The 24,579-nt window shown below is 53.5% G+C and carries 26 protein-coding genes; 6 read left to right on the forward strand and 20 right to left on the reverse strand.

All coding sequences use genetic code 11. The annotated features are described in order from the left end of the window. Positions 1-48 precede the first annotated feature (48 nt). The 9 genes from nrdG to KNP77_RS01075 all read right to left on the reverse strand — a co-directional run bounded on the left by nrdG (position 49) and on the right by KNP77_RS01075 (position 11,206). Positions 49-504, reverse strand: coding sequence for an anaerobic ribonucleoside-triphosphate reductase activating protein (gene nrdG / locus KNP77_RS01035; protein ID WP_070327369.1), 456 nt, complete (start codon positions 502-504; stop codon positions 49-51). Further along, the gene (locus KNP77_RS01040; RefSeq protein WP_131465184.1) at positions 482-2,326 is read right to left on the reverse strand and encodes an anaerobic ribonucleoside triphosphate reductase; all 1,845 of its coding nucleotides are present in this window, start codon (positions 2,324-2,326) and stop codon (positions 482-484) included. The genes nrdG and KNP77_RS01040 overlap by 23 nt, the downstream gene beginning before the upstream one ends. 191 nt (positions 2,327-2,517) lie before the next feature. After that, positions 2,518-3,357 carry a formate/nitrite transporter family protein gene (locus KNP77_RS01045; RefSeq protein WP_483297947.1) on the reverse strand — a complete coding sequence of 280 codons (840 nt, stop codon included), beginning with the start codon at positions 3,355-3,357 and terminating at the stop codon, positions 2,518-2,520. Positions 3,358-3,565: 208 nt separating this feature from the next. Then, positions 3,566-4,213 carry a 50S ribosomal protein L25/general stress protein Ctc gene (locus KNP77_RS01050; RefSeq protein WP_070327370.1) on the reverse strand — a complete coding sequence of 216 codons (648 nt, stop codon included), beginning with the start codon at positions 4,211-4,213 and terminating at the stop codon, positions 3,566-3,568. A gap of 164 nt (positions 4,214-4,377) precedes the next feature. Then, positions 4,378-6,174, reverse strand: a complete 1,797-nt coding sequence (gene mutL, locus KNP77_RS01055; RefSeq protein ID WP_214887898.1) for a DNA mismatch repair endonuclease MutL — start codon at positions 6,172-6,174, stop codon at positions 4,378-4,380. Positions 6,175-6,178: 4 nt separating this feature from the next. Continuing rightward, a complete protein-coding gene (gene mutS / locus KNP77_RS01060; protein WP_214887902.1) occupies positions 6,179-8,710 on the reverse strand; it encodes a DNA mismatch repair protein MutS in 2,532 nt (843 codons plus the stop codon). Positions 8,711-8,763: 53 nt separating this feature from the next. After that, positions 8,764-9,195: a YlbF/YmcA family competence regulator gene (locus KNP77_RS01065; RefSeq protein ID WP_070327373.1), complete on the reverse strand. Its 432-nt coding sequence runs from the start codon at positions 9,193-9,195 to the stop codon at positions 8,764-8,766. 102 nt (positions 9,196-9,297) lie between these two features. Further along, positions 9,298-9,726: a GNAT family N-acetyltransferase gene (locus tag KNP77_RS01070; protein WP_070327374.1), complete on the reverse strand. Its 429-nt coding sequence runs from the start codon at positions 9,724-9,726 to the stop codon at positions 9,298-9,300. A 16-nt stretch (positions 9,727-9,742) separates the two neighbouring features. Next, entirely contained in the window at positions 9,743-11,206 is a 1,464-nt protein-coding gene (locus KNP77_RS01075) for a phytoene desaturase family protein (RefSeq protein ID WP_214887905.1), read from the reverse strand. 142 nt (positions 11,207-11,348) lie between these two features. Between KNP77_RS01075 and KNP77_RS01080 the strand changes: the two genes are divergently transcribed. The 5 genes from KNP77_RS01080 to KNP77_RS01100 all read left to right on the forward strand — a co-directional run bounded on the left by KNP77_RS01080 (position 11,349) and on the right by KNP77_RS01100 (position 15,934). Next, entirely contained in the window at positions 11,349-11,855 is a 507-nt protein-coding gene (locus tag KNP77_RS01080) for a hypothetical protein (RefSeq protein ID WP_214887908.1), read from the forward strand. Between the two features lie 125 nt (positions 11,856-11,980). Then, the gene (locus KNP77_RS01085; protein WP_251138858.1) at positions 11,981-12,496 is read left to right on the forward strand and encodes a P-loop nucleotide/nucleoside kinase family protein; all 516 of its coding nucleotides are present in this window, start codon (positions 11,981-11,983) and stop codon (positions 12,494-12,496) included. Positions 12,497-12,618: 122 nt separating this feature from the next. Beyond that, the gene (locus KNP77_RS01090) at positions 12,619-13,377 is read left to right on the forward strand and encodes a transporter substrate-binding domain-containing protein (protein ID WP_070327378.1); all 759 of its coding nucleotides are present in this window, start codon (positions 12,619-12,621) and stop codon (positions 13,375-13,377) included. Further along, positions 13,374-14,384 carry a pyridoxal phosphate-dependent aminotransferase gene (locus KNP77_RS01095; protein ID WP_214887914.1) on the forward strand — a complete coding sequence of 337 codons (1,011 nt, stop codon included), beginning with the start codon at positions 13,374-13,376 and terminating at the stop codon, positions 14,382-14,384. Before KNP77_RS01090 ends, KNP77_RS01095 begins: the two co-directional genes overlap by 4 nt. A gap of 191 nt (positions 14,385-14,575) precedes the next feature. Next, a complete protein-coding gene (locus KNP77_RS01100; protein WP_131504999.1) occupies positions 14,576-15,934 on the forward strand; it encodes a glycosyltransferase family 2 protein in 1,359 nt (452 codons plus the stop codon). Positions 15,935-15,977: 43 nt separating this feature from the next. Here the strand turns inward: KNP77_RS01100 and KNP77_RS01105 are convergent, their stop codons facing one another. Further along, the gene (locus KNP77_RS01105; protein ID WP_016509483.1) at positions 15,978-16,532 is read right to left on the reverse strand and encodes a maltose acetyltransferase domain-containing protein; all 555 of its coding nucleotides are present in this window, start codon (positions 16,530-16,532) and stop codon (positions 15,978-15,980) included. Positions 16,533-16,620: 88 nt separating this feature from the next. On the opposite strand from KNP77_RS01105, the gene KNP77_RS01110 reads away from it, so the two are divergent. Next, on the forward strand, positions 16,621-17,544 hold the full coding sequence (locus tag KNP77_RS01110) for a DUF7916 family protein (RefSeq protein ID WP_070327381.1): 924 nt from the start codon (positions 16,621-16,623) through the stop codon (positions 17,542-17,544). 41 nt (positions 17,545-17,585) lie between these two features. Here KNP77_RS01110 and hisE read toward each other — a convergent pair whose 3' ends face one another. The 10 genes from hisE to KNP77_RS01160 are packed head-to-tail and all read right to left on the reverse strand — an operon-like array spanning position 17,586 to position 24,536. Continuing rightward, positions 17,586-17,894 carry a phosphoribosyl-ATP diphosphatase gene (gene hisE, locus KNP77_RS01115; RefSeq protein WP_070327382.1) on the reverse strand — a complete coding sequence of 103 codons (309 nt, stop codon included), beginning with the start codon at positions 17,892-17,894 and terminating at the stop codon, positions 17,586-17,588. Then, positions 17,891-18,223, reverse strand: a complete 333-nt coding sequence (gene hisI / locus KNP77_RS01120; protein ID WP_131465196.1) for a phosphoribosyl-AMP cyclohydrolase — start codon at positions 18,221-18,223, stop codon at positions 17,891-17,893. The genes hisE and hisI overlap by 4 nt, the downstream gene beginning before the upstream one ends. Then, positions 18,172-18,939 (reverse strand): imidazole glycerol phosphate synthase subunit HisF, encoded by a 768-nt coding sequence (gene hisF, locus KNP77_RS01125; protein ID WP_070327383.1) that lies wholly within the window; start codon positions 18,937-18,939, stop codon positions 18,172-18,174. Before hisF ends, hisI begins: the two co-directional genes overlap by 52 nt. Beyond that, entirely contained in the window at positions 18,926-19,645 is a 720-nt protein-coding gene (locus KNP77_RS01130) for a 1-(5-phosphoribosyl)-5-[(5-phosphoribosylamino)methylideneamino]imidazole-4-carboxamide isomerase (protein WP_214887917.1), read from the reverse strand. Before KNP77_RS01130 ends, hisF begins: the two co-directional genes overlap by 14 nt. Further along, entirely contained in the window at positions 19,623-20,210 is a 588-nt protein-coding gene (hisH, locus tag KNP77_RS01135) for an imidazole glycerol phosphate synthase subunit HisH (RefSeq protein WP_214887921.1), read from the reverse strand. The genes KNP77_RS01130 and hisH overlap by 23 nt, the downstream gene beginning before the upstream one ends. Next, positions 20,207-20,794 carry an imidazoleglycerol-phosphate dehydratase HisB gene (gene hisB / locus KNP77_RS01140; protein WP_070327386.1) on the reverse strand — a complete coding sequence of 196 codons (588 nt, stop codon included), beginning with the start codon at positions 20,792-20,794 and terminating at the stop codon, positions 20,207-20,209. Before hisB ends, hisH begins: the two co-directional genes overlap by 4 nt. Continuing rightward, positions 20,781-21,797, reverse strand: coding sequence for a pyridoxal phosphate-dependent aminotransferase (locus KNP77_RS01145; protein WP_214887924.1), 1,017 nt, complete (start codon positions 21,795-21,797; stop codon positions 20,781-20,783). The genes hisB and KNP77_RS01145 overlap by 14 nt, the downstream gene beginning before the upstream one ends. Then, positions 21,794-23,011 carry a histidinol dehydrogenase gene (hisD, locus tag KNP77_RS01150; protein WP_070327388.1) on the reverse strand — a complete coding sequence of 406 codons (1,218 nt, stop codon included), beginning with the start codon at positions 23,009-23,011 and terminating at the stop codon, positions 21,794-21,796. The genes KNP77_RS01145 and hisD overlap by 4 nt, the downstream gene beginning before the upstream one ends. Beyond that, positions 23,008-23,616, reverse strand: a complete 609-nt coding sequence (gene hisG / locus KNP77_RS01155) for an ATP phosphoribosyltransferase (RefSeq protein WP_214887927.1) — start codon at positions 23,614-23,616, stop codon at positions 23,008-23,010. The genes hisD and hisG overlap by 4 nt, the downstream gene beginning before the upstream one ends. Continuing rightward, positions 23,613-24,536 carry an ATP phosphoribosyltransferase regulatory subunit gene (locus KNP77_RS01160; protein WP_070327390.1) on the reverse strand — a complete coding sequence of 308 codons (924 nt, stop codon included), beginning with the start codon at positions 24,534-24,536 and terminating at the stop codon, positions 23,613-23,615. Before KNP77_RS01160 ends, hisG begins: the two co-directional genes overlap by 4 nt. Positions 24,537-24,579: the final 43 nt, after the last annotated feature.

The following is a 24,579-nucleotide window of genomic DNA, read 5'->3' on the forward strand; positions in this document are numbered from 1 at the left end:
TCCCCCTTTTTTGTTAGTATACAAAAAATCGGGGCGTTGTCGCCCCGATCACGCTTTGTTCAGAAAAATGATCCGCTGGTTGCTCGACCCCCGGAAACGGAGCGAGCGGTCCATGAGCGGCTGCTCGAAACGCCCGTCGACGAGCACGTCGGCGTGGTCAAGGACGATGTCGATGTCCTCATTTTCTAGCTGTTGTAGCGCTTCGAACGTGTAGCCAGTATAGATCCAGACGTTCTTCCCGAGTGTCTTGCAACCGCGCACGACCTCCGACAGCTCAGCCGGTTGCAGGAACGGTTCACCGCCCGATATGGTCACGCCTTCCCATGCGGCCGTCTCGACACGGTCCAACAACTCTTCGACCGAGATGTCACGACCGCCTCGCGGATTCCACGATTCAGGGTTGTGACAGCCCGGGCAACGATGCGGACAGCCTGCTGTAAAAATCACAGTTCGAATGCCCGGACCATCGACGACCGATTCTTCAAGTACGGATAGGACGCGCATGATGTTTCACCCTCGCTCGTTCTTCTTCTCGTTTCGCCGAGTTCCATCGATCCATCGTCCCGACCAAATAACCGGTGATACGACGGATCCGCTCGATTTGATCTCGTTCCCCGCACGTCGGGCACGACTCGTCGATGATTCCTTCTAGACCGCAACTCCCGCAACGATCGACCGGATGATTGATCGAGCCATAGCCGACGTCATGCGCCCGCATGAGCCGCACGATCGATTCAACCGCTTCCGGGTTATGGGCGAGCGAACCGTCGACCTCGACGTACGTAATATGTCCGGCGTCACATAAGGCGTGGTATGGTGCCTCGATTCGAACCTTGTCCCGGATTGAGACGTGTTGATAAACTGGGACGTGGAACGAATTCGTATAAAACGCGCGATCGGTCACACCGGCGATCATCCCGAATTCGTGTTGATCGTTTAACACGAACTTCCCGGACAATCCTTCGGCCGGCGTCGCCAGTAGCGAAAAGTTTAAATCATGATCGTCTCCCGCCTGCCTCATCCGTTCCGCGAGATGGGTCACGATATCAAGCCCGAGACGTTCTGCTTCTCTTGATTCAACGTGCGTCCCGCCAACGAGGACGCGTAGCGCTTCGGCGAGACCGATGAAGCCGAGCGACAACGTCCCTTGTTTTAACACGTCTCGTAATTCCGATTCAGGCAAAAGCGTCTCACTCCCCCGCCAGACGTGCTGCGCATAAAGAAAGCGGAATTCGTCCGCATGTCGCTTGCATTGATAATCGAAACGCTCAAGCAATTGCTCGATGGCGATGTCAACAAATCCATCCAACGTCTTATAAAACGACTCGATATCGGATGACACGAGTGCCATCTTCACTAAATTCAACGTCGAGAACGATAAATTACCTCTTCCGATCGACGTCTCTGCCCCATGACGGTTTCCCATCACCCGCGTCCGGCAGCCCATGTAGGCAACTTCCGAAGCATGTGTCCCGTCATAGTACTGAAGGTTGAACGGCGCATCGACGAACGAGAAGTTCGGGAACAACCGCTTGCCAGTCACGCGGCATGCGTGGCGGAACAAATCGACGTTCGGGTCCCCGTCATTGAAATTGACGCCTTCCTTTACTTTGAAGATTTGAATCGGGAAAATCGGCGTCTCCCCGTTGCCTAATCCTCGCTCTGTCGCTTTTAACAACTCGCGGATAAACACCCGTCCCCACCGACTCGTGTCGGTGCCGTAGTTGATCGACACGAACGGAACTTGACCGCCGCCGCGCGAGTGCATCGAGTTGGCGTTATGGATAAACGCCTCGCACGCCTGGTACGTCGCCGATACGGTTTCTGCTTCAGCAATCTGCTGTTGTTGCTCCACCGTCAGCTCAATCGGTAGTCCGTTCAACCGCTCGAGTTGACGTTCATACGTCTTCTCGACGTAAGGAGCGAGATCGACGTCAAACATCGGGAACGCCTGTCCCCCGTGCTGCATGTTCTGATTCGCTTGAAGAATGATCGAGGCGAGCGCCAGCGCCGAACGAATGTCCTGCGGGGGACGAATCGTCCCGTGTCCGGTGTGGAACCCGTTCGCGAGTAACTCTCCGAGCGGGATTTGACAACACGTCGTCGATCCGGTCACATAGTAATCGGCGTCATGCACATACAAGTAGTTATCACGGATCGCTAGACGTGACCGTTCCGACAATAGGTACGTGGTCGATAATTGTTTTGACACTTCTGAAGATATGCGCGCTAGTTTGCCGAGTGGCGACTTCCCGTCGACGTTGGCGTTCTCTTGGATCAAATCTTGATCTGGTAGCACACAGACATCGTTATAAAGCTGGAGCATGTTCACTCCGCATCACCTCGCTATATATTGATTATTTAACGGCTGATAACCGATAAAAATTCTATATATAGATTATGTCACGTTTTACCGATTTGAGGCACGTCGATATTGTGACAGTTGCAACCGATCCCGAACGTAAAAAAACAGCCGAATCCCTGATGTGGGCTCGACTGTGCGTTTCGTGATGTATGTCATACTTCTTTGGCTGGCTTGACGATTTTCAGTTCGACTTCTTCTTGCTCTGACTCTTGTGCTTCACGCAATCCTTTAGCGTTCAACCATGTATAGATTGCTCCCATGAATAACGCGCCTCCGATAATGTTTCCGAACGTAGCCGGAATCAAGTTGTGGATGGCTCCAGCAAAGCTGATTGCTTCTGGATGCGGAACAACGAGTGTGAGTGCGAACAAGACGAAGTTGGCGATGACGTGATCAAACCCTGAAGCGAAGAAGACGGCTACTAGGAAGATCATCGAGAAGATTTGGGCAAATTCATTTTTCATCTGTTTCGGCAAGAAGATGGCGAGACAGACCATCCAGTTACAGAAGATGGCTCTAAAAAAGATTTCGACTGTCGTATGATGCATCTTGCTCTCGACGACGGAAAATAACCAGTTGTTCATGCCGAGCTCTTGAATGACTCCAGTCGGCGCGAGCAACAAGGCGAAAAGAATGCCGCCGAGCGCGTTCCCGACGAAGCAAAGCAACCAGACGAGCATCGTATCACTCAGCGTCGTATAGCCACGCATCGTTGAAGTCGTAAAATACATCGTATTCCCGGTAAATAGTTCAGCGCCTCCGTAGATGATCATGACGAGCGCGATCCCGAACGAGAATCCCCCGATGAGCGTCGTAAATGGTGAATCTACAAGATACATGCCGTTGACGACTTTTAATGTGAAGATTGATGCGAACCCGATAAAAATCCCCGCGAGCATTGCCCGTAAAAAATATTCCATCGGCCGATAGTGAATCATCGCTGAGGAAGCCTGTGCTTTCTTCCGTAATGATTCGAGTGCATGGATTTCCATTGATGCCATGTCACAAACCCTTCTTTCTGTTTAAATGAACCATATAATAAGAACAAACATGTGAAATCATTAACAATATAAGCCCGGAGCGACATTTTTGCAACTGCCCATTCGAACTGTTGACATACTTTTCACATCGTAATCGGTTACATTTGTCGGATTTGTGACTAAAAAAAGCGACCCTTCGTAAAGGGCCGCATGAAACCAATTATTCTTTCTCAGAAGACTCTGTCGTCTCATCAGTCGATGCTTTAGTCGATTTTTCTGGAGCTGAAGCTTCTTCACCTTCAGTTTCCTCTTCTTCGACTGCTACCGGCTCGTTCACTGATGCGATTTGAAGATCGCCTTCAGATAAGATTTCGTAATCTTTATTCTCCGGAATATCAGCAACTGTGAGTGAGTCACCGATCTCTAGCTTGCTAACGTCGAGCTCGATCCGCTCTGGGATGTTAGCAGGTGTTGCCGAAACAGTGACTTTATAGAGTGCTTGCGACAAGAAGCCGCCTTCTTTGACACCTTTCGCGTCGCCGACGAGTGTGACGTCTGCTTCAACTTCAGTTGCCTCATCCATTTTGACTGCCATGAACTCGACGTGCTTGTATGTGTTCGTGAACGGGTCAACTTCCGTCCCGTGAACGAGTGTGTTTACTTTCTTGCCGTCGATGTTGAGTTCGATCAAGGCGTTGTCTCCGTGTTCACGGAGAATCTTGCGCAATGCCATTTCTTCAAACGCGACTGGTGTGCTTTCGACTTTGTAGCCGTAAACGACACCAAGTACTTTTCCTTCTTTACGTAAGTTTGTTCGAACCGAACGTGGTCGTAATTCTCGTGTCGTTACTTTAAGCGTGTCTGTCATAATCATTTCCCCCTACTGGTTTATGAATCATGTCTACACCTTGAGGGTGAGGCAGTGTGAACTCCACCTCTCAACCTCGATGCGTTTGACGACATGTGTATATTGTTCCCATAGCTAAGCATCCATAAACGTTACAGTCGGTTAAAATAAGATTACAACGTTTGTCACATGACACGTTTGAACAACTTCTCGAGTTCATACGTACTCCACTTCACTAAAATCGGACGTCCGTGTGGACACGTATACGGAGACGTCGTCTCGCCAAGGTCGCGGATCAACTGTCGCATCATCTCGAGGTTTAACGGATGGTTCGCTTTGATCGATCGTTTGCACGCCATCAGGATCGACGCCTCTTCGCGATATTTAGCGATATCGATTGATCGGTCCCGAATCGCCATCTCGATCAAATCACGGACTGTCCCTTCGAGATCGTGCTGCGGGTACCATGTCGGGATTTCCCGGACGAGAAACGTATTGCCTCCGAACGCCTCTAAATCGAGGCCCGCTTCTTTAAGAAGCGGGACGACTTCTTCGATCGCAAGCGTCTCTTGTTGGGTGAACTCGAGCGTGAGCGGCAACAGCAACAACTGATACTCTTTTTCAGGCTGGCCGAGTTGGTCATAAAACAGCTCGTACTTGATGCGTTCTTGGGCGGCGTGTTGGTCGATGATGTACATGCCATCGTCCGCGCCGCAGACGATGTAACTCGCATGGAGTTGGCCGATGACGTCGAGCGCCGGCAGCCGGCGTTCCGCCTTTTCAACCCCCGGTTCTTCTGACAGCACTGTTTCGACCGGTGTCTCTTGAACGAGTGGTGTCGGCGACCAGCGACTCGGAGATGTCACCGGATCGCGTGGAATCGGATAGTTCCATGCGCTCGGCTCAACTGTTGTGTCTGAGCGTTCGACGGTGAAATCAAGCTTCGATTGCTCTGTCGGAACGGACGGCTGTCTTGGTTTGACCGACGGAATCAACCGTTGCTCCCGAAGTGTCAGCTGAACCGTCTCCCGGATCAGTTGACAGAGTTCCTTCTCTTTTGACAGCCGCACTTCCCGCTTCGTCGGATGGACGTTGACATCAATCAGCATCGGGTCCATGTTCACTTCGAGCACAGCGATCGGGTAACGACCGATCGGCAGAAGCGTATGATAGCCTTCGAGCACACTTTGTGTGAGCGCGAAATTTTTGATGCTCCGCCCGTTCAAGATCAAAGTCACATACTGTTTATTTGAACGCGTCACTTCGGGCCGCACGAGGTGAGCACTCAAGCTGTAGTCATTCGTCTTGCTCGACGCCGTCACGATTTGGGCGGCGACTTGCCGACCGTAGATCGCGAGCATAACTTGCTTGATGTCCCCGTTCCCGTTCGTTCGGAGCAGCTCCTTGTCTTCATGGAAAGCCGTCAATCGAACTTCTGGGTGTGACAAGGCGATCCGGTTCAACGTGTCGGTGATGCTCGCGAGCTCGGTCGCAGACGTTTTCAAGTATTTCAAACGGGCTGGCGTATTATAGAACAATTGACTGACCGTGATCTCTGTCCCGACGTTCGCAGCAGTCGGTGTTTGCTCGATCACGACGCCGCCATGTAGCGTCATCTCAAAGCCGGCCTCATCAGCCTGGCGCGACTTTAACGTGACGTGACTGACCGATGCGATCGAGGCGAGAGCCTCGCCCCGGAATCCGAGCGTCCGGATCCGGAACAAATCATGTTCGTCTCGTATCTTGCTCGTCGCATGTCTTAAAAAAGCACGGGCCGCGTCATCCTCATAAAAGCCGTGGCCGTTATCCCGCACTTTGATGAGCCGGATCCCGGCCTCTTCTAGCTCGACTTCCACTTTCGTCGCGCCGGCATCAATCGCGTTTTCGACGAGTTCTTTCACGACCGATGCCGGTCGTTCGACAACTTCCCCAGCCGCAATCCGGTTGGCTAACTGTTCTGGCAACTCTTGAATGATTCCCATCGACTCACCCTTTCTTCGCAGACTGTTGGAGCGCATAGAGCGCCTGCATCGCCTCGATCGGGTTCATCGCTAAAAGATCGAGCTCGAGCAATTGTTGTTTTAACTCATCTTTTGTCTCGAACAAAGAGAGCTGAGCGGTTTCATCGCTCGACTTCTTCGTTATCGGGTCAGTCGGGGCAGCGACCCGCTCTTTCTCTTGTTCGAGCTCTGTTAAGATCGTCCGGGCTCGTTCGATGAGCGATTGCGGCAAATCGGCCAGTTCCGCGACGTGGATGCCGTAAGACTTGTCGGCCTTGCCTGGATGAACTTCATGCAAGAAGACGACGCGTCCGTCGCGTTCGATGGCGCGGACGTGGACGTTCTCGAGCGTCGGGATCGTCGTTTCGAGGACGGTCAGCTCATGATAATGCGTCGAGAACAGCGTCTTCGCGCCGATTGAGGAGGCGATATATTCGACGATCGCTTGCGCGAGCGCCATCCCATCATACGTCGACGTCCCGCGCCCGATCTCATCAAGCAAAATCAGGCTGTTCGCCGTCGCCTCGGTCACGGCCTGGCGCGTCTCGGTCATTTCAACCATAAACGTGGACTGACCGCTCACGAGGTCGTCCGCTGCCCCGATGCGAGTGAAGATGCGGTCAAACAGCGGCAGTTCGGCCGCCTCGGCCGGGACGAACGATCCGATTTGGTGCATGATCGCGATCAACGCGAACTGGCGCATGTACGTCGATTTACCGGACATGTTCGGTCCGGTGATCAACAGCATCTGACGCGAGTCGTCAAGCGTCAAGTCGTTGGCGACATAGTCACCGCGTGGCAGAACCGTCTCGATGACCGGGTGCCGGCCGCGATCGATTTGAACGTTTGCGGACGCTGTCGGACGCACGTAGTCCCGCTTTTCAGCGACGATCGCCAAAGCGAGCAGGACGTCAAGTTCACTGAGCGACCGTGCGAGCTGTTGCAACCGTTTCGTCTCGAGTTTGACTCGGTCGCGCAGTGTGACGAACAAGTCATACTCGAGCGTGCAGCTCTTCTCTTCCGCACCGAGGATGAGCGCTTCTTTTTCTTTCAGCTCGGGCGTGACGTAGCGTTCGGCGTTCGTCAGCGTCTGTTTCCGCTCGTACCGACCTTCTTCGAGTAAACGGGCGTTCGCTTTCGTCACTTCGAGATAATACCCGAAGACACGGTTGTAGCCAATCTTTAATGACTTGATCCCGGTCGCGATCCGCTCTTGTTGCTCCAGGTTGGCGATCCACGACTTCCCGTTCGCTTTCGCTTCAAGCAACTGATCGAGCTCTTCAGAATAGCCTTTACGAATCATTCCGCCTTCTTTCGTCGAGATCGGTGGAGATTCGACGAGCGCCGCTTCAAGAAGCGCCGCCAAGTCTTCGAACGTGTCCAAGTCTTCATGGATATGATGCAACCGGCTTGATGCGACCGCTTCGAGCATCACGCTCAAAGCCGGGATGCGTGCTAGTGTGTCGCGCAATTGTACGAGATCGCGCGCGTTCGCCGTCCCGTAGCCGACTTTCGCGACGAGCCGCTCGATATCATAAACGTGTTTCAATTCGTCCCGGAGTTGGTCGCGCAGCATGAAATCGTCAAGTAAGTTCTCGACCGCGTCTTGACGCTCATGGATCGCTTGCTCTGTATAGAGCGGTTGTTCGAGCCAACGCTTTAAAAGACGTCCACCCATGGCGGTCGTCGTCTCGTCGAGCAGTGATAAGAGTGAGCCTTTCCGTTCTCCGGACCGGGCCGAGCGGAACAGTTCTAAATTGCGTGCCGTATTCGGGTCGAGCTGCATGTGGGCCTCGACCTCATAGGCGATCGCCGGCTGCAAGTGGTCGAGCGCCCGCTTTTGTGTCCGTGTCAAATAGGCGTACAGCAAATCAAACGCGCTCACTTGGGCGTCGTCTTTCGCCGATGTGGACAGTTCGCTCGACCGGCGTTCGACTTGAATCGACAGCGGGATCCCGAGCGGTTGCAACATGTCCGCGAGCTGATCGTCATCGACTAATATCTCACTCGGGACCAATCCTTCGACTTCACGGAGGACCGCTTCTTTCGTCGGCAACGTCGTCAGCCAAGATTCACCTGTCGTCACGTCACCACGGGCGACCCCGTAGGTTTCACCAACTTTGGCGACTGCGACCAAATAACGGTTGTCTTTGTCTCCGAGCGCGGCCATGTAAGTACCTGGCGTGATGACTTGGATGACTTCCCGCTTCACAAGGCCTTTTGTCGCTTTCGGATCTTCCATCTGCTCGCAGATCGCGACGTTGAATCCTTTTTCGATCAACTGCTCGATGTAGACGGCTGCCGAGTGATGCGGGACTCCACACATCGGGATCGGATGCTCGGCGTTTTTGCCGTTTTTCGCGGTGAGCGTCAATTCGAGTTCTTTCGCCACGATTTGGGCGTCTTCAAAAAAGAGCTCGTAAAAGTCACCGAGCCGGTAAAATACAAAGGCGTCAGGATAATCCGCCTTGATTGAAAAATATTGCTTCATCATCGGTGTCTGATGTATCGCTTCCATTTCGTCTCACCTCTATAAAGTAGAACAGCTGACCAAAGGCCAGCTGTTGTTTTTTAGTATCCGCAACCGCCGCGTGATTTCTCCGCTGCCATGCCGCTTCCTGTTTTACCTGCGAGTACGTCGCCTTCCGTCGCTTCGATGATTCGGTCCGTCACCGAGTTGGCGAGCGTCACCGTCACGTATTGAAGGAGGTCGTTCACTTCGACTTGTGTCTCTTGGAACGCCTGGACGACCGGAATCGAATCGAGTTCGTCCATCGCCTTGTCGATTTTTAGTTCGACTTTGGCAAGCGCTTCGGTCTTGCCGTAATGTTTGCAGTTGACCGCTTCTTTTTGTAAATATTTGATCCGTTTGATCAACGTTTGGACGCGTTCACTTTCGTTCACTTTCGTTTCCGCTTCTTTGAAGCGGGCCACTTCTGGAGTCTTTGCCAAAAGGTCGGCTAATTCTTTCGCTTTTTCAATTACTTGTTGGTCAGTCACCATCGTAAACCCCTTTGCACGCTATAATGTTATCGCACGTTTTCATGTGCGCATGTATTCCTCAACATTCTACCATGAACTTCTGGCGAACGGTACCGCACTGCTTTAGGAAGATTTTGTTCTTTCCCGCGTCATATCAACATGCGGGATACCGTCTTCTAAGTATTCTTCACTCGTTCGCGAAAAGCCGAAACTCGCATAGAACGGTTCGACGTATGTCTGAGCTTGTAAGTAGAGCTCGACGGACCCGAAGTCAATGACAGCTTCTTCCATTAACCTGCGCGAGTACCCTTTGCCTCGATGTGACGCTTTCGTGACGACACGACCGATGGCGATCGGCGTTTCTTCGACGAGAACTCGGAGTGCGGCGACAATCGTCCCGTCTTCTTCGATCCAGTAATGATGCGCCGTGACATCTTTCCCGTCGACTTCCTGATACGGACAATCTTGCTCGACGACGAACACCTCGGTCCGCAGCGCCAACAGATCATACAGTTCTTTCGTCGTCAGCTCATTAAATGTTTTCTTATGCATGACACCGTCTCCTTCATTATAGCTTTGCACCGAGCGCACGTCCGACGTGCAACCCGCTCGTCATTGCCCCGATCGTCCCCGCTCCCGGGAACACCGTATCCCCGCACACGAAAAAGTTCGGTAGCGTCGTCCGATAGCTCGCGGCATGGAACAGAGCCTGACGCGGTGTTTGCGCATAGCCGCCGACAGCACCGTGCGGTCGTCTCGTATATTTCACCCACGCTCCTGGACCCCCGGGAAGGAGGACCGCTGATTCGCTCGTCCAGTCCGGAAACGCCCGCTTCACGGCCGAGATGAGACGCTCGGTCCATATTGCTTCTAGTTTCTCATAGGTGGCCCTGTCTTTCCAATCGTCCCACTCTGATAAATCGATATGCGTCGAGACCGTCACGGTTCGTTCGGGGAGAGACGTCCGTAATACGTCGTCCTCGGCCGACATCGAGATGAAGGCATGGCCGGACGGCAAGTCGTCCGTATACACTTGTTGGAATAAGGGCCGGTCCAGACAGACGCGCTCGGGCAACGTCACGTATAGACTGAACGTGCCCCATTGCGATTGCTTCAACTGACGTCGATATTGCCCGGCAAATCGACGCTCGTCAGCACCGCTCAGCAAGCGATGTGTCGCCTCGAGCGGGATCGCGGCAACGACGACGTCGACGATCTCAAGCCGGCCCCGGCGATCGGTCAATAACCAGCCGTCGGCGACGCGCTCGATTTTCATGATTTGACGACCGAGCAGCGTCGTGCCTCCGCTATGTCGAATCGATCGTTCCAAGGCGTGGGCGAGTGTGTACAATCCACCTTCGACGTAAAATGCCCCTTCATGATAAATCGATAGCGCGACGGTCGCGAGCAAGTGACTCGCCTCGCGTGCCCCCGTCTGTAAACTATCGAGTAAAATGCCATCGATGAACTGCTCGAACGGTGTCCCGCCCAACCGATGACGTCGCAACGTTTCATGTAGCGGACGATATAGTTTTACAAGTGCCGCTACTTGATTCGGCCGAAATCCGCGAAATGCGGTCAGCGCATCGTCAAGCGTCCAGAGCGGTAAAGCCGGCAACCGTTCGAACAGCGGTCGAATTCTATCAAAATCCGTCCATACTTCTTGAAAGAATGACCGGATATCCGACTGCAGTTCCGGAAACTTCGCGCTCAGTTCATCGAGAAACGCTTGGCGCGCTTGATAGTAGACGACCGTTCGATCACTCATATGGACATGCATCACTTCGTCGAGCTTCTCGACTGCGACCGCCTCGTCTAAGTAGTCGAGCACGCGTTGATGGAGTCCGCCTCGTTCGAACCCCATCCCGAGCGTCGCCCCCGCCGGGAAACGGTAGTCCCCGCGGTCAAACTTACCGGCACATCCGCCCCATTCGCGCGATGATTCAAACACGATCACGTCATGTCCCGATCGACTAGCGAGAGCCGCCGTTGTCAACCCGGCAATTCCCCCGCCGATAACCCCAATCTTCATCCCAATCCCCTCCTGAATTCATCATACATCCGGTCGTCCTATTTTTGACGATTGAACGTGCTGCTCGTGACATATTTCAAGTGTCAGGCAGGGTTCTGACAAATTATGGCGAAAAAACTCGATAAAGGACAGGTGAAGCCATATGCAAAGTCGGGTCATCATTTATTTGCTCATCCCTATCTTGATCTTTATCGGGATTCTCATCACACCGCCGTCGGAAGAATCGCAAAAACTCGCGACGATGACGGCCGTCAACATTCAAGAGATGATTCCATATGAACGAGAATACACGGCGCAAGAAGTTTTATTCGAAGCGAATCAAAACGATCATGAGGCCGTGATTGAGGAATGGCGGCTCGAACGCGGGGCCCGAACGACGTACAGTTACGTACTACGGCTACAAGGTTTCGAGACAGTCATCCAAGTTGACGCCGGTGCGGCTAACACCAGGTCTGACGGCTATTACGCGATGCAGGCCCACAGTCCCATTTATGAGGCGGACGAGCCGCTGTCGATCGGCTATCCGCTCGTCCTTTTTGCCTCGGAGCAACGGCTCGTACTGAGTCAGATGGAAGTCCGGGTCATTTACGAAGAAGACGGAGCGTTGAAAAAATGGAACATCACCGCAAAAGAAGACATGAACAAATGAATGAGATTGACGACCTCGTCTGCTTCGTTGACGAGGCGATGTTGCCGTTCGGTGGCAGGTTATTCGCCGGTTTCAGCCGTGGTAAATCAAACGAAAAGTAAGGTGAGACAATGTTCTTTTTACAAATGTCCGGATTTCCGGGCTCAGGCAAATCGACGCTGACCTGTGCCATCGCGCCTCAGCTCAATGCGGTCATCGTCGACCATGACGTGACGAAGACAGCCTTGCTCGAATCAATGGTGGATCATCCGCTTGACCCGGCACTGGCCGGAAAAGTCGCCTATGACATCGATTGGGCACTTGTTGCGTTCAATTTGTCACTAGGCCGGAACGTCATTCTGGACAGCCCTTGCCTGTATGATGTGATGCTTGAACGCGGATTGGCACTCGCCGAAAACCATGGTGCCACTTATCGCTACGTCGAGTGCATCGTCGACGACGTCGATGAAATCAATCGCCGCCTTTCCGAGCGCGAACGCAAGATTAGTCAAATCGAATCCGTTTCCCCGGACGGTTTTCATCGAACTGTCGCAAACCGTAAAAAACCCGACTTTATGCATACGCTTACAATCGATGCAAATCGCCCGATCGAGACCTATTTGACCGACGTCATCAGCTACGTGCAGCAGATTGACGGATGATCCTTGTCATCCAGCTTAAAGCGGACTGGATGATTTTTTTTAGCTTTTCTGTATTTTTATACTTTACAATTAATAATTATACAATTACACTTAGTCTCATATCTTGAAGGAGGAATTCATACATGAAAAAGTGGATCGTTACAGGGGGACTAGTCGCAAGCGCATTATTAGCGGGATGCAGCCAAGAGACAACGGGAGAAGAAAAAAAGACACTCGTCATGGGAACGAGTGCCGATTACTTCCCGTATGAGTTCGTTGATACGGCGAACGGGGATGAGATCGTCGGTTTCGACATCGAGATCGCTGAAACGGTCACAGAGCGTCTCGGCTATGAGTTAAAGATTGAGGACATGGACTTCGGTAGTTTGCTCGGAGCCTTGAACGCCGGACGGATCGACTTTGTCATGGCTGGCATGACGCCGACCGAAGAGCGGAAAGAAAATGCGTCGTTCTCGGACATCTATTTATCGGCAACGAACTTGATCATGACAAAAGATGAATCGCTAAAAGAGATCGAAGCGCTAGCCGGCAAGAAGATCGGCGTCCAAACCGCTTCAATTCAAGAGACTATCGCTCAAGACCAAGCACCTGACGCTGAACTCGTCTCATTGAATAAGATTCCAGAAATCGTTCAAGAGTTGAACACGGGCCGCATCGACGCGATGGTCATCGAAGACACGGTCGCTCAAAAATACTTAGACCAAGACGCAGGTCTTTATACGTTCGCGCTTAAAGAAGACGGCGAAAAAGGATCGGCGGCCGCTTTCAAATTGGAAGACGACTTGCGTGATCAGTTCAACGACGAGCTGAACAAGATGATCGACTCAGGCGAGATCGATAAACTCGCTAAAAAATGGTTCTCGATGGAGCCGACGGAATGAGGCAAGTCGACCTCCCGATCTATCCCGTCACTTATCCGGAAGGACATCGGTTGAATCAAAACGAAAGCCAGTTCCCGGTGCCAAAGCGGTTGCATGAACAGCTGGCAACGATCTCGTTCCATGACCTGCATGAGTATCCGGTCCAACCGATCGATGAACTGTTCACCCGCTACGCGGCCTATGCTGGCGTCGAACCGAACCAGTTGCTCGTCGGCTGTGGCAGTGATGAGATGATTCACGTCGTCACGCAGGCGCTCTTGTCACCAGAAGACGTCGTCTTGTCACCGAGTCCTGACTTCGCGCTCTACCCGATCTTCACGACAATCGCACACGGTCGGCATGTTCAGGCGGACGATTTATCGTATGAGGCGCTCGCCCTGGCGATTCAGCAACATGCACCGAAGCTGTTGCTGTTGTCGAACCCGAACAACCCGACCGGTAAGTTGTGGACGGTCGGTGAGTTGACCGAACTGGCAGGCCTCGTCCCTTATTTGATCGTCGATGAGGCGTATATCGATTTCACGCCTGCATCGAGTATCGTCACGCACTTGAATGAACTGACGAACGTGATCGTCTTACGGACGCTATCAAAGGCGTTCGGCTTAGCCAACGTCCGTCTCGGGTTTATGATCACGACGACCGAACTCGCTCAGTATTTCCGGCAGTTCGTCCCCCCGTTCAATATAAGCGGTGTGAGCGCGAAAATTGCCAACGTCTTTTTGGCTGATGCGACCTATTTGGACGAATCGATCGCTTGGCATCACGACATGCGCGTCAAGTGGTCAGATTTACTCGGGACGATCGGTCAAGTTCAGCCAGCTGAGGCGAATTTTTTATACGTCACACTCGACCAACCCGAAGCGGTTTGGTCCCACTTAGCCGAGCACGGCATCCATACGTCGCGGCAACCGGACGGGATTCGCGTCACGCTCGGGAACGAGCAAGCACTTGCCCTTGCTCGACAAACATTGATGGCTTGGGCGCACGCATCCAAAACAATTTCATAACTAAAACTAAAAACAGGACCCGGGTCCTGTTTTTAATTTGGGTCAATATTTTTTATGCACGACGCATCATTTGTTGACTTTATAATCATTCCCCATCAAAATTCAATTTGCTGTCTGTATATCTAACTTGAACGATATATTTCCAATATTAGACAAGCTCGTTTCCATTGAAACAGAATTGAGGACATCATATGATTTCACGAAATGAACCGGTCGAATCGAGATGGGGACGCAATCGCATCGGAAATCGTTGGTATTGGACGATTTTGACTCGCTTTTGGTTGGCACACGGTTTTTCATGGCTCTGGTTATTGTTTTCTATCTACATCTCTTTACCTTGGTTGACCGATTTGGCTGCACTGACGAATTGGGTGCTCGCCTTGTTCATCATCGGCGGTATCGCTTACGTTCCGGGCTATTTGATGGCGTTCTTGCTCGCGAGTCTCGTCCTCGATCGGCAACCGCCGTTCACAAACGAACATCCGGACGAAGCCGTGACGGTCATGATTGCCGCCTACAACGAACAATCATCTATCTACGAGACGATTCGTTACGTGGCACTGCAAGACTACACGGGCCCGCTCCAAGTTTTCGTCATTGATAACAACTCAAGCGATGCGACATCAGCCGAAGTGATGCGGGCGCAAGAAGATTTCGACTTACAAATCGAGCTATTGCATGAACCGAGAGCCGGCAAGTTCCAAGCGCTCAATTACGGTTTAACGAAAGTGACTACCTCATACATCATCACGCTCGATGCCGATACGTTGATTCATCCGTCCGCGATTCGCTATTTGGTCGCACGGCTCGTGTCGAGTCCAAAAGACGTCTGTGCCGTCGCCGGCAGCATGCTCGTTCGCAATAGCCGCAGTTCGTTTTGGACACGGCTTCAAGAGTGGGATTATTTTCTCGGCATCGCATCGATCAAGCGGCTTCAAGGGCTTTACCAAGGGACACTCGTCGCTCAAGGTGCGTTCAGTTTGTATGAGACCGATGCCGTCAAACGAGTCGGCGGTTGGCCCGACGCGATCGGAGAAGACATCGTTCTCACGTGGCGCCTCCTTGAAATGAAGCGTCGCGTCTATTTCGAACCGCTCGCCGTCGCGTTCACGGACGCACCTGAATCGTTCCGCCACTTTGCGCGTCAACGGTCGCGTTGGGCCCGTGGGATGATCGAGGGATTGCAAGAAGTGAAACCGTGGCGTCAGCCCCAGCTTTATACGAAGTACTTGACCGGGGTCAATTTGATCATGCCGTATCTCGATATCGCCTTCACGTTCTTCTGGATCCCGGGTCTCGTTCTCGCTCTGTTCGGTCATTATTGGATCGTTGGACCGATGACGCTCCTCGTCCTGCCATTGACCGTCCTTAGCTATGGACTGCTCTACTTCTACCAACGCGATTACGTTTTCAAAAACTTGAACTTACGGGTCCGCAAAAACTTCTTCGGATTCATCTTTTTTGTTGTGAGCTATCAATTGTTCATGTCCCCGATTTCCGTTTGGGGTTATGCCCAAGAAACGCTCAACGTAAAACGAGTCTGGAAATGAACAATGACCTTTCCGAACGAGTTCGGAAAGGTCATTTTAAGATTCATGGAATTAGCTTGATCACTCGGGCCGGATTGCCTCCGACGACGGCACGGGCCGGCACGTCTTTCGTCACGACCGCACCTGAGGCGATGACCGCATCGTCCCCAATCGTCACGCCCGGATTGATGATGGCCCCGCCACCGATCCAGACGCGATGTCCGACCGTGACCGGTTTGCCATACTCGAGGCCCGAGATCCGTTCCGTCGGGTCGAGCGGATGTGTTGCTGTATAGATATGGACACCTGGAGCAAGCATACAATCATCTCCGAACCGGATCGGACAGATATCTAAAAACACGCAGTCAAAGTTCGCAAAAAAACGGTCCCCGAGATGAATGTTGTATCCGTAGTCACACTTGAACGTCGGTTCGAGGTAGAACGATGCCCCGGTCGAACCGAACAGTTCGCCGAGTACTTGCTTGCGGACGTCGAGCTCATCGATTCCAGACTGATTGAACCGCTCCGTCAGACGTCGCGCCTGCCGCCGGTCAGCGACGAGTTCCAAATCACCGGCCAGATAAAGTTCACCTTGAATCATCTTTTCTTTTTCTGTCATGTTTTTGCCTCCATTCTATTTTATTATAGAGGAATATTGGCGAGAATAGGGAATAGGAAAATGGACGAATCAGAGGAGGTAATTGACTATGAAACGCATTCTTGATTGCAAAGCGAGTGATTTCTTGACGTTCAACCGTAACGATTTGATTGAGTCGATCCGAAAAGCCGAAGGCCGGACCGTGCTCGCCGAAGTCATTCCGACCGTGCAGCCGCTCTATCCTGAAGTGACGAACGCCGAGCTCGCCCGGGCTTTCGGTGCCGACATGATCTTGCTCAACATGCTTGACGTGTTCCATCCGTACATAAAGGGGCTTGAAAGCCACGCCCTATTCGGCGACATCCCGGGTGAGACGATGTCCGACAATCCGATCACGGAATTAAAACGGCTGATCGGACTGCCGGTCGGTGTCAATCTCGAGCCTGTCGACTTCAGCGAGAAGTCCTCGGACATGTTCGACGTGAAACAAGGCCGACTGGCGACGCAGGAAGCGTTCGCCCGCGCTTCCGAACTCGGAATCGACTTCGTCTGTTTGACCGGTAATCCGAACACCGGTGTCACGAATGAGGCTATCGAAAAGGCGATCATCACGGCCCGATCTGAATTTGCCGGCGTCATCATTGCCGGGAAGATGCATCAAGCGGGTGTCGGTAACGTGATCGACCGTGATGCGTACGTCCGCTTTGCCGAAGCTGGTGCCGACATCATCTTGATTCCCGCGCCAGGAACCGTCCCAGGTGTCCGTGAAGATGAGTTCTATCACGTGACGCAAGAAATCCAAGCACTGAACAAGCTCGTCTTGGCCGCCATCGGAACGTCACAAGAAGGCGCCGACGAAGGGACGATCCGCGACATCGCCTTATCATCAAAACGCGGCGGTACCGACATCTTCCATATCGGCGACGCCGGTCTGTCCGGAATCGCCACACCTGAGAATATTCAGGCGTTGTCAATCGCCATCCGTGGACGCCGTCATACGTACATTCGTATGGCTGCTTCCGTCAATCGTTAACCAGAAAGGGAAGGAAGCCGCGGCTTCCTTCCCTTTGTCTGTCACCATTCCGTGACGTCGCGGCGCGGTTTCGCCGGTGTCGTCGTCCCATGCCGTTCGGCGAGCAACGTCTCGACGTCATGTAAGGAGACGCCTTTGGCTGCGAGCAAGACGAGCAAGTGGTACAACAAATCAGCCGTCTCTTCGACCAAGTCTTCATCGTTCAATGCCGCAATGACGACCTCGAACGACTCTTCCCCAAACTTTTTCGCGATTTTGTCTAACCCTTCATCAAACAAGTACGACGTATAAGAACCTTCTTTCGGCTCTGTCTTTCGTTCTTGAATCAGTTTTTCGAGTTCGTGGATCATGTGTTCACCTCCGTAAAAAAGCAACTGCGATTTCCGGTATGGCACGTCGGTCCGTTCGCATGGACGCGGACTAACAGCGCGTCTTGATCGCAATCGACATGGATGCTCTCAAGGTCGAGCGTGTTGCCGCTCGATTCACCTTTCATCCAAAGCCGCCCTTTCGAACGTGACCAGAACGTGACGATATTCGTCTCAATCGTCTTCTGAATCGCCTCATCGTTCATATAACCTAGCATGAGCACGGCGTTATCTTCCGTCGAAACGATAATCGCCGGGATTAGTCCGTTTGCGTCGTAACGAACCGCATCGGCAAGTTGTTCGCGCTGCATACGTGCTTCACCTCTTCTACTGTCGTTTTTCGGTCGTGCAAGATCGAAGCGAGTAAGGCGGCGTCGACTGTTTCAAGTGCCTCGACGACGTGTTCAGCGTTCCCGGCCCCGCCTGAGGCGATGATCGGGATATCGACCGCTGCCCGTAGCAATTCGAGAATTTTTAAATCATAGCCACTCTGTTTCCCGTCTTGGTTCATCGACGTGACGAGCAGCTCCCCGGCCCCGAGTTCAGCGACGCGCTTGGCCCAATCGACTGCCGTCAGCTCGGTCCGGTGTTTCCCGCCGTACGTGTATACGTAATAGTCACCTTCTTCGAAACGGACGTCGATGGCGACGACGATACACTGGGAACCGAAACGTTCGGCTGCCCGCTTGATCAAGTCAGGTGACTCGACGGCGAGCGTGTTGAGCGACACTTTGTCGGCTCCTGCTTTGAGCAGGGACGAGATGTCTTCAAGTGAACGGATGCCGCCCCCGACCGTGAGCGGGATGAACACTTTTCGGGCGACGGCACTGACGACGTCAAGCATCGTCTGTCTTCGTTCCGTGCTTGCCGTAATGTCTAGAAAGACAAGTTCATCCGCACCTGAGGCGTCATAGTACTTGGCAATCTCGACAGGGTCACCGATGTCACGCAGTTCGACAAACTCGATGCCTTTGACGACACGTCCGTCTTTCACGTCTAAACATGGGATGATTCTACGCTTTAGCATGTCGCGCCTCCCATTCGATCAAGTCGTCAAGACTGACTTTGCCAGACAAAAGCGCTTTCCCGACGACCGCCTCATCAATTCCGGCCTCACTCAGTGCCTTGACGTCGGCTTCGGTCGTGACACCGCCCGAGGCGATGAGCGTGACCGAGACAGCTGCCCGGAGCGCCTTCATGCGCTCTAAGTTCGGTCCGTTCAGTTTCCCGTCCGAACCGATGTCCGTGTAAAGAATCGTCTCGACCCCGCGGCTGGCGAGATCGATGGCCACATCGATGTCTTTTAGTTCGGTCGCGTCTTGCCAGCCGTTGATGGCGACGATGCCGTCATAGGCGTCAAGGGCGACGGCGACACGACTCCCGTACTTGGCGAGTGCCCGGTCCAGGAAATCAGGATCGGTGAACGCCTTCGTACCGAGCAGGACACGGTCCACACCAGTAGCCATGACAGCATCAAGCGCTGCTTCGGAGCGAATCCCTCCGCCCGTCTGGACGAAAAAGCCGCACGATTTGGCGAAACGGACGACATCGAGATGCTTCGGCTCACCAGCTTTCGCTCCTTCTAAATCGATCAAGTGGAGCATCTGGACGCGCCCGGTCCATTCTTTTAACTTCTCATACGGGTCGCCGTATTGCTCTTCCGTGTTGAAATCTCCTTCAGTCAGGCGGACAATCTTGCCGCCGATTAAGTCAATTGCCGGTAGCAGTTTCACGTTCGACCGCCTCCTTCCATTCTTTTAATAAGCTGAGTCCGAACGCGCCGCTCTTCTCCGGGTGAAATTGCATCCCGGTCACGAGACCTGATCGGACGATGGCCGGTACGCGCTCTCCCATATAGTCAGCTGAGGCGACGATATTGTCGTCAGCGGTCACGACGTGATACGAGTGGACGAAATAGACGTCCTCGTCGCGTAAAATCGAGTTCCAACCGACGTGAGGCAACCGTTTGGCCCGCATCCGTTCGACCCGTCCTTCAATCAAACCAAGTCCTGGCGTCGGCATGCCTTCCGTGCTCGACTCGAATAACAGTTGCATCCCGAGACAAATCCCAAGCAACGGCTTCTCTGTCGCCACTCGCTTGAGCAACGTAATGAGTCCCGTGTCCTCAAGCGACTGCATCGCTTGCGGGAACGCACCGACGCCAGGCAAGAGGATGGCGTCGGCCGCTTCGATTTCAGCCGGATCGTTCGTGATCGTGACGTAACAACCGATCGCTTGAAGCGCCCGTTCGACGTTGAAGACGTTTCCCATGCCGTAGTCAATCACCGCGACGTTCATCCTTCGATCCGTCCTTTCGTCGAAGGGAGGCGGTCGAGCCCGTCTTTCCCGATCGCTTCTGCGAGGGCGCGGCCGAACGCTTTGAACAGCCCTTCGATCATATGGTGCGAGTTCGAGCCGTATAACACGTCAAGATGGAGCGTCAACCGCGCGTTCATCGCGACGGCGCGGAAGAACTCTTCCGCGAGTTCCGTGTCGAAGTCACCGAGCTTCGGATTGTTGATTTCAGCTCGGTAGACGAGGAACGGGCGTCCCGAGACGTCGATGACGGCCCGGGCGAGTGTCTCGTCCATCGGCAAGTAGCTCGTCCCGTAGCGACGGATCCCGACTTTGTCCCCGAGCGCTTCTAAGATCATCTGCCCGAGGGCGATGCCGACGTCTTCGACCGTGTGGTGCGCATCGACCCATGTGTCCCCTTCGACTTGCACCGTTAAGTCGATGCGGCTATGGAAGGCGAACAGTGTCAACATATGGTCGAAAAAGCCGACGCCTGTCTTAATGTCACTTTGACCTGTACCGTCTAAATCGAGGCGAAGCTCGATGTTCGTTTCTTTCGTCTCACGTTTAATTTCAGCTGTTCTCAAAAGAAGTCACCTCTTCTAACATTTGTTTGATGAATCGATACGCCTCGTCCGTCCCCGCACTGACGCGCAGTCCGGTCGGAAACGCACGGACGTGGACACCGTAAGCGAGGAACCGCTCGGCCCACAGCTCACTATTGGGCGTCTCGACGTATAGGAAGTTGGCCCGGCTCGGCAAGACGTTGCCGATTGGCACGAGCAGTCGTTCGAGCTTTTGACGTTGCCCATTATGGAAGGCGACGGACTGAGCGATATAATCCGGGTCGTCAAGGACGACGGTCGCAACAGCCGCGCTCAATCCACTGACGTTGAACGGCGAGCGGAACCGGTCGATCTTCTCGATCAAATCGGGATGGGCGATCATGAAGCCGATCCGTAAGTTCGCGAGTCCGAACGCTTTCGATAACGTCCGCAAAATGATGACGTTCGGGTAATCCGCGAGTCGCGACTTGAAGGAATCACTCATCGTGAAGTCGATATACGCCTCGTCGACGACGAGGTACGGAACTTGTTTCGCAATCATTTCTAATTGGTCGAGCGTCCACATCTTCCCGGTCGGATTGTTCGGGTTCGACACGAGCACAAGTTTCGGTTCGTTCGCTTCAATCAATCGAAGCAATGAATCGATCGTGAGGCCGTCTGCCTCAGGTTGGAAGAACTGGCCCCGGGCGATGTGCGCGTAAATGCCGTACATCGAAAAGTCGGGTGCCGGTGCCAAGACGACGTCTTCTGTGTCGAGAATGGCTTGACAAAGTATGGCGAGCAGCTCATCGCTGCCGCTCCCGACCATCAATTGGTCAGGTTGTACACCCGCATAAGTCGCATAGCTAGTTTTAAGGGCCGTCAGCTCATCGACCGGATAACGGCTGAGTGAGCGGAGCGTCACGAGCTGAATCGCTCGTTGCAAGCGCTCCGGCAGCTCGAATTGACTCTCGTTTTGATTTAGCGCGTATCCGCTCACCGCATGTGGGACATAGCGCGGGATCGCTGTATAGTTACGTCTCATACGTCCTCCAATCGGACCGCCATCGCTCGGGCGTGTCCTTCAAGCTGTTCTTGTCTCGCGATTCGGATCGCGGCGCGTGTGACCGCTTCGTCGATCGCTGTCATCTCGAGAAACGTCTGTCTGCGGTAAAAATCATCGACCGACAGTCCGCTCGAGAAGCGGGCCGTCCCGCTCGTCGGCAAGACGTGGTTCGGTCCGGCAATATAGTCACCGAACGCCTCGGCCGCCTCATGGCCGAGGAAGAACGAGCCGCCGTGGCGAATCTGTGCCATATAATCGGCTGGATCTGTCACCGCAAGTTGCACGTGTTCGGCCGCCATATCGTTCGCGTAGCGAATTGCTTCTGCTTTCGTTTTGACGAGGACGCCTCCGCGCTTGAGCGCTTCGACCGCGATGTCGCGACGTGGCAGATCGAGCAGTTGCTTGTCCAGCTCAGACCGAATCGCTTCGGCCTGTTCACTTGTCGTCACGAGGGCGAGTGCTGTCGCTTCGACGTCATGCTCGGCTTGCGCGAGCAGGTCGGCTGCGACCCATCTAGGATTGGCCGTTTCGTCGGCGATGATCAACACCTCGGACGGACCGGCGACGGAATCGATCCCGACGAAATGCGAGACGAGTGACTTCGCGGTCGCCACATAAGCGTTGCCCGGCCCGACGATCTTATCGACGGCCGAAATCGTCTCGGTGCCGAACGCGAGTGCGGCGACGGCTTGGGCACCACCGACGAGATAACATTCGTCGGCACCGGCAATCTTCGCGGCAATCAACAGCGATAAGTCGATCCCGCCTTGTTTCGGTGGCGTCACCATGACGACCCGCTTCACTCCGGCCACTTTCGCTGGGATGATGTTCATCAACACACTCGACGGGTAGACCGCCGTCCCGCCAGGCACATAGACGCCGACCGAATCGAGCGGCATGAACCGACGACCGAGCCGGAACATCTCATCTTCGAAGACGTCGTCTTGACGCTGTTGCCGCGCATGAAACGTACGGATCCGTTCGGCCGCGAGCGTTAGCGCCTCGGTCAATTCCCGATACGCCTCCGGCGGTTCAAACGTCTCAAGGTCGACCGTTTCAATCACATCGACCCCGTCAAATTGCGTCGTCCATTCGAGGAGCGCCGCGTCACCTCTCGCCTCAACCGATTCTAAAATCGGTTTGACGGCTTCTGCCCACTGTTCTCGGCGCGTGCGATTCGTTTGTCCGTTCATCTGTCTGCCTCCTTGCTTAACCGGCGAATCCACGCTTTCAATTCGTCCGGGTCGTTCGCGAGCGCTGTCTCGCTCGTGATGAATTTCGCGTTAACCGTGAAAATCGTCTCATATTCTTCTAAATCGTTCGCGCGAAGCGTCGCCCCCGTCTCGACGATATCGACGATGCAGTCGGCGAGACCGGTCAACGGCGCGAGTTCGACCGAACCGTTCAAAGCGATCACTTCGACGTTTTGACGTTTCGAGGCAAAGTGCGAGATGGCGATATTCGGATACTTGCTGGCAACTTTCAGCTTCTTCGTACCGTTTCTCCGTTCTTTCGGACCACATACCGCCATACGACAACGGCCGAATGGTAAATCGACGACTTCGAGGACGCCTGGTGTCTTCTCGCGTAAAATGTCACCGCCGACGACTCCGACGTCCGCTGCGCCATGCATAACGTATTTATAGACGTCATCGCCTTTGACGAAGATGAATTCATGACCGTCTACTTCGACGGTCAACTCACGGCCCCGCTTTTCCGGCCAAACGGTGAGACCGACTTGTTCAAAATACTCACGGGCCGCTGTTTCGATGCGCCCTTTCGCGATTGCGACTTTCATTTGATCACCTCACCTAACTGTTCTAAGTCGAGCGATAGTCCGAAGGCACGTCGCGACTGTCCGAAATGCCCGTATAACGAGTCGTAACGGCCACCTGAGAGGACGCGTCTGCCGTCGATGCTGCCGGTCACGGTCAAACCTGAATAATAATCAAAGTCGCCGGTCTGTCCAAAGTCGTACGAGACGTTCAATCCGATCGCACGTAGATGTTCGACCGCATGCTCCACTTCGTCGATGGCCGGTTTTAAGCCCGGTTCCGCGAGGTCGCGTAACTCTGCTAGCGCCGAGTCACCGATCAAGAACGGCAGCTTGGCAATCAACGGGTATTGATACGATTCCGCGAGGTCGCGAAGTGACTCCAAATTACGGAGTGCTAAGTATTGACGCAACGTCCGTTCCGGGATACCGGCCTCGTTCGCCACTAACGCGATCAATGCAGCAGATCCGACTTGGATGCGTAAACTTCCTTTCGGCAGGACCCGTTCCGTCATACTAAGGAACGATTCGATCAACTCCATATCTTTTGAATCCCCATCGATCCATTCAAGACCGAGTTGCTGACGTTCATGCGGTTGTCCCGAATGCTTCGGCGTGCGTCGATAGACGGCACCGGCGTAAGCGACGCGCATCGGTTCATGTCCGTCGGCGAGCTTCCTTGCGATCTGGAGCGTGTAGTCCGGTCGCATGACGAGCAACTCCCCATCGTTGCCGAACAAGCGATAATACGCCGACTCATCGAAGAGTGCGAGATCTTGATAATGGGAATAGTATTCAACGAGCGGCGGCTCGATCACACTATAGCCGTCCCCCTCGGCCCGCTCTAAAAATGATTTTATCCATTGCTTCGGACGCAGCACGTCCTCACCTTGCAACTCATGCCATCCTTCTGGGATGGATCCTTTTTTATTGAACCAAATCATCAGTATCACCCTTTACCTTATTATCACTTTACCAAACTAAAGT

It is taken from the genome of Exiguobacterium sp. s142, assembly GCF_018618455.1.
Taxonomy (GTDB): Bacteria; Bacillota; Bacilli; order Exiguobacteriales; family Exiguobacteriaceae; genus Exiguobacterium; species Exiguobacterium aurantiacum_A.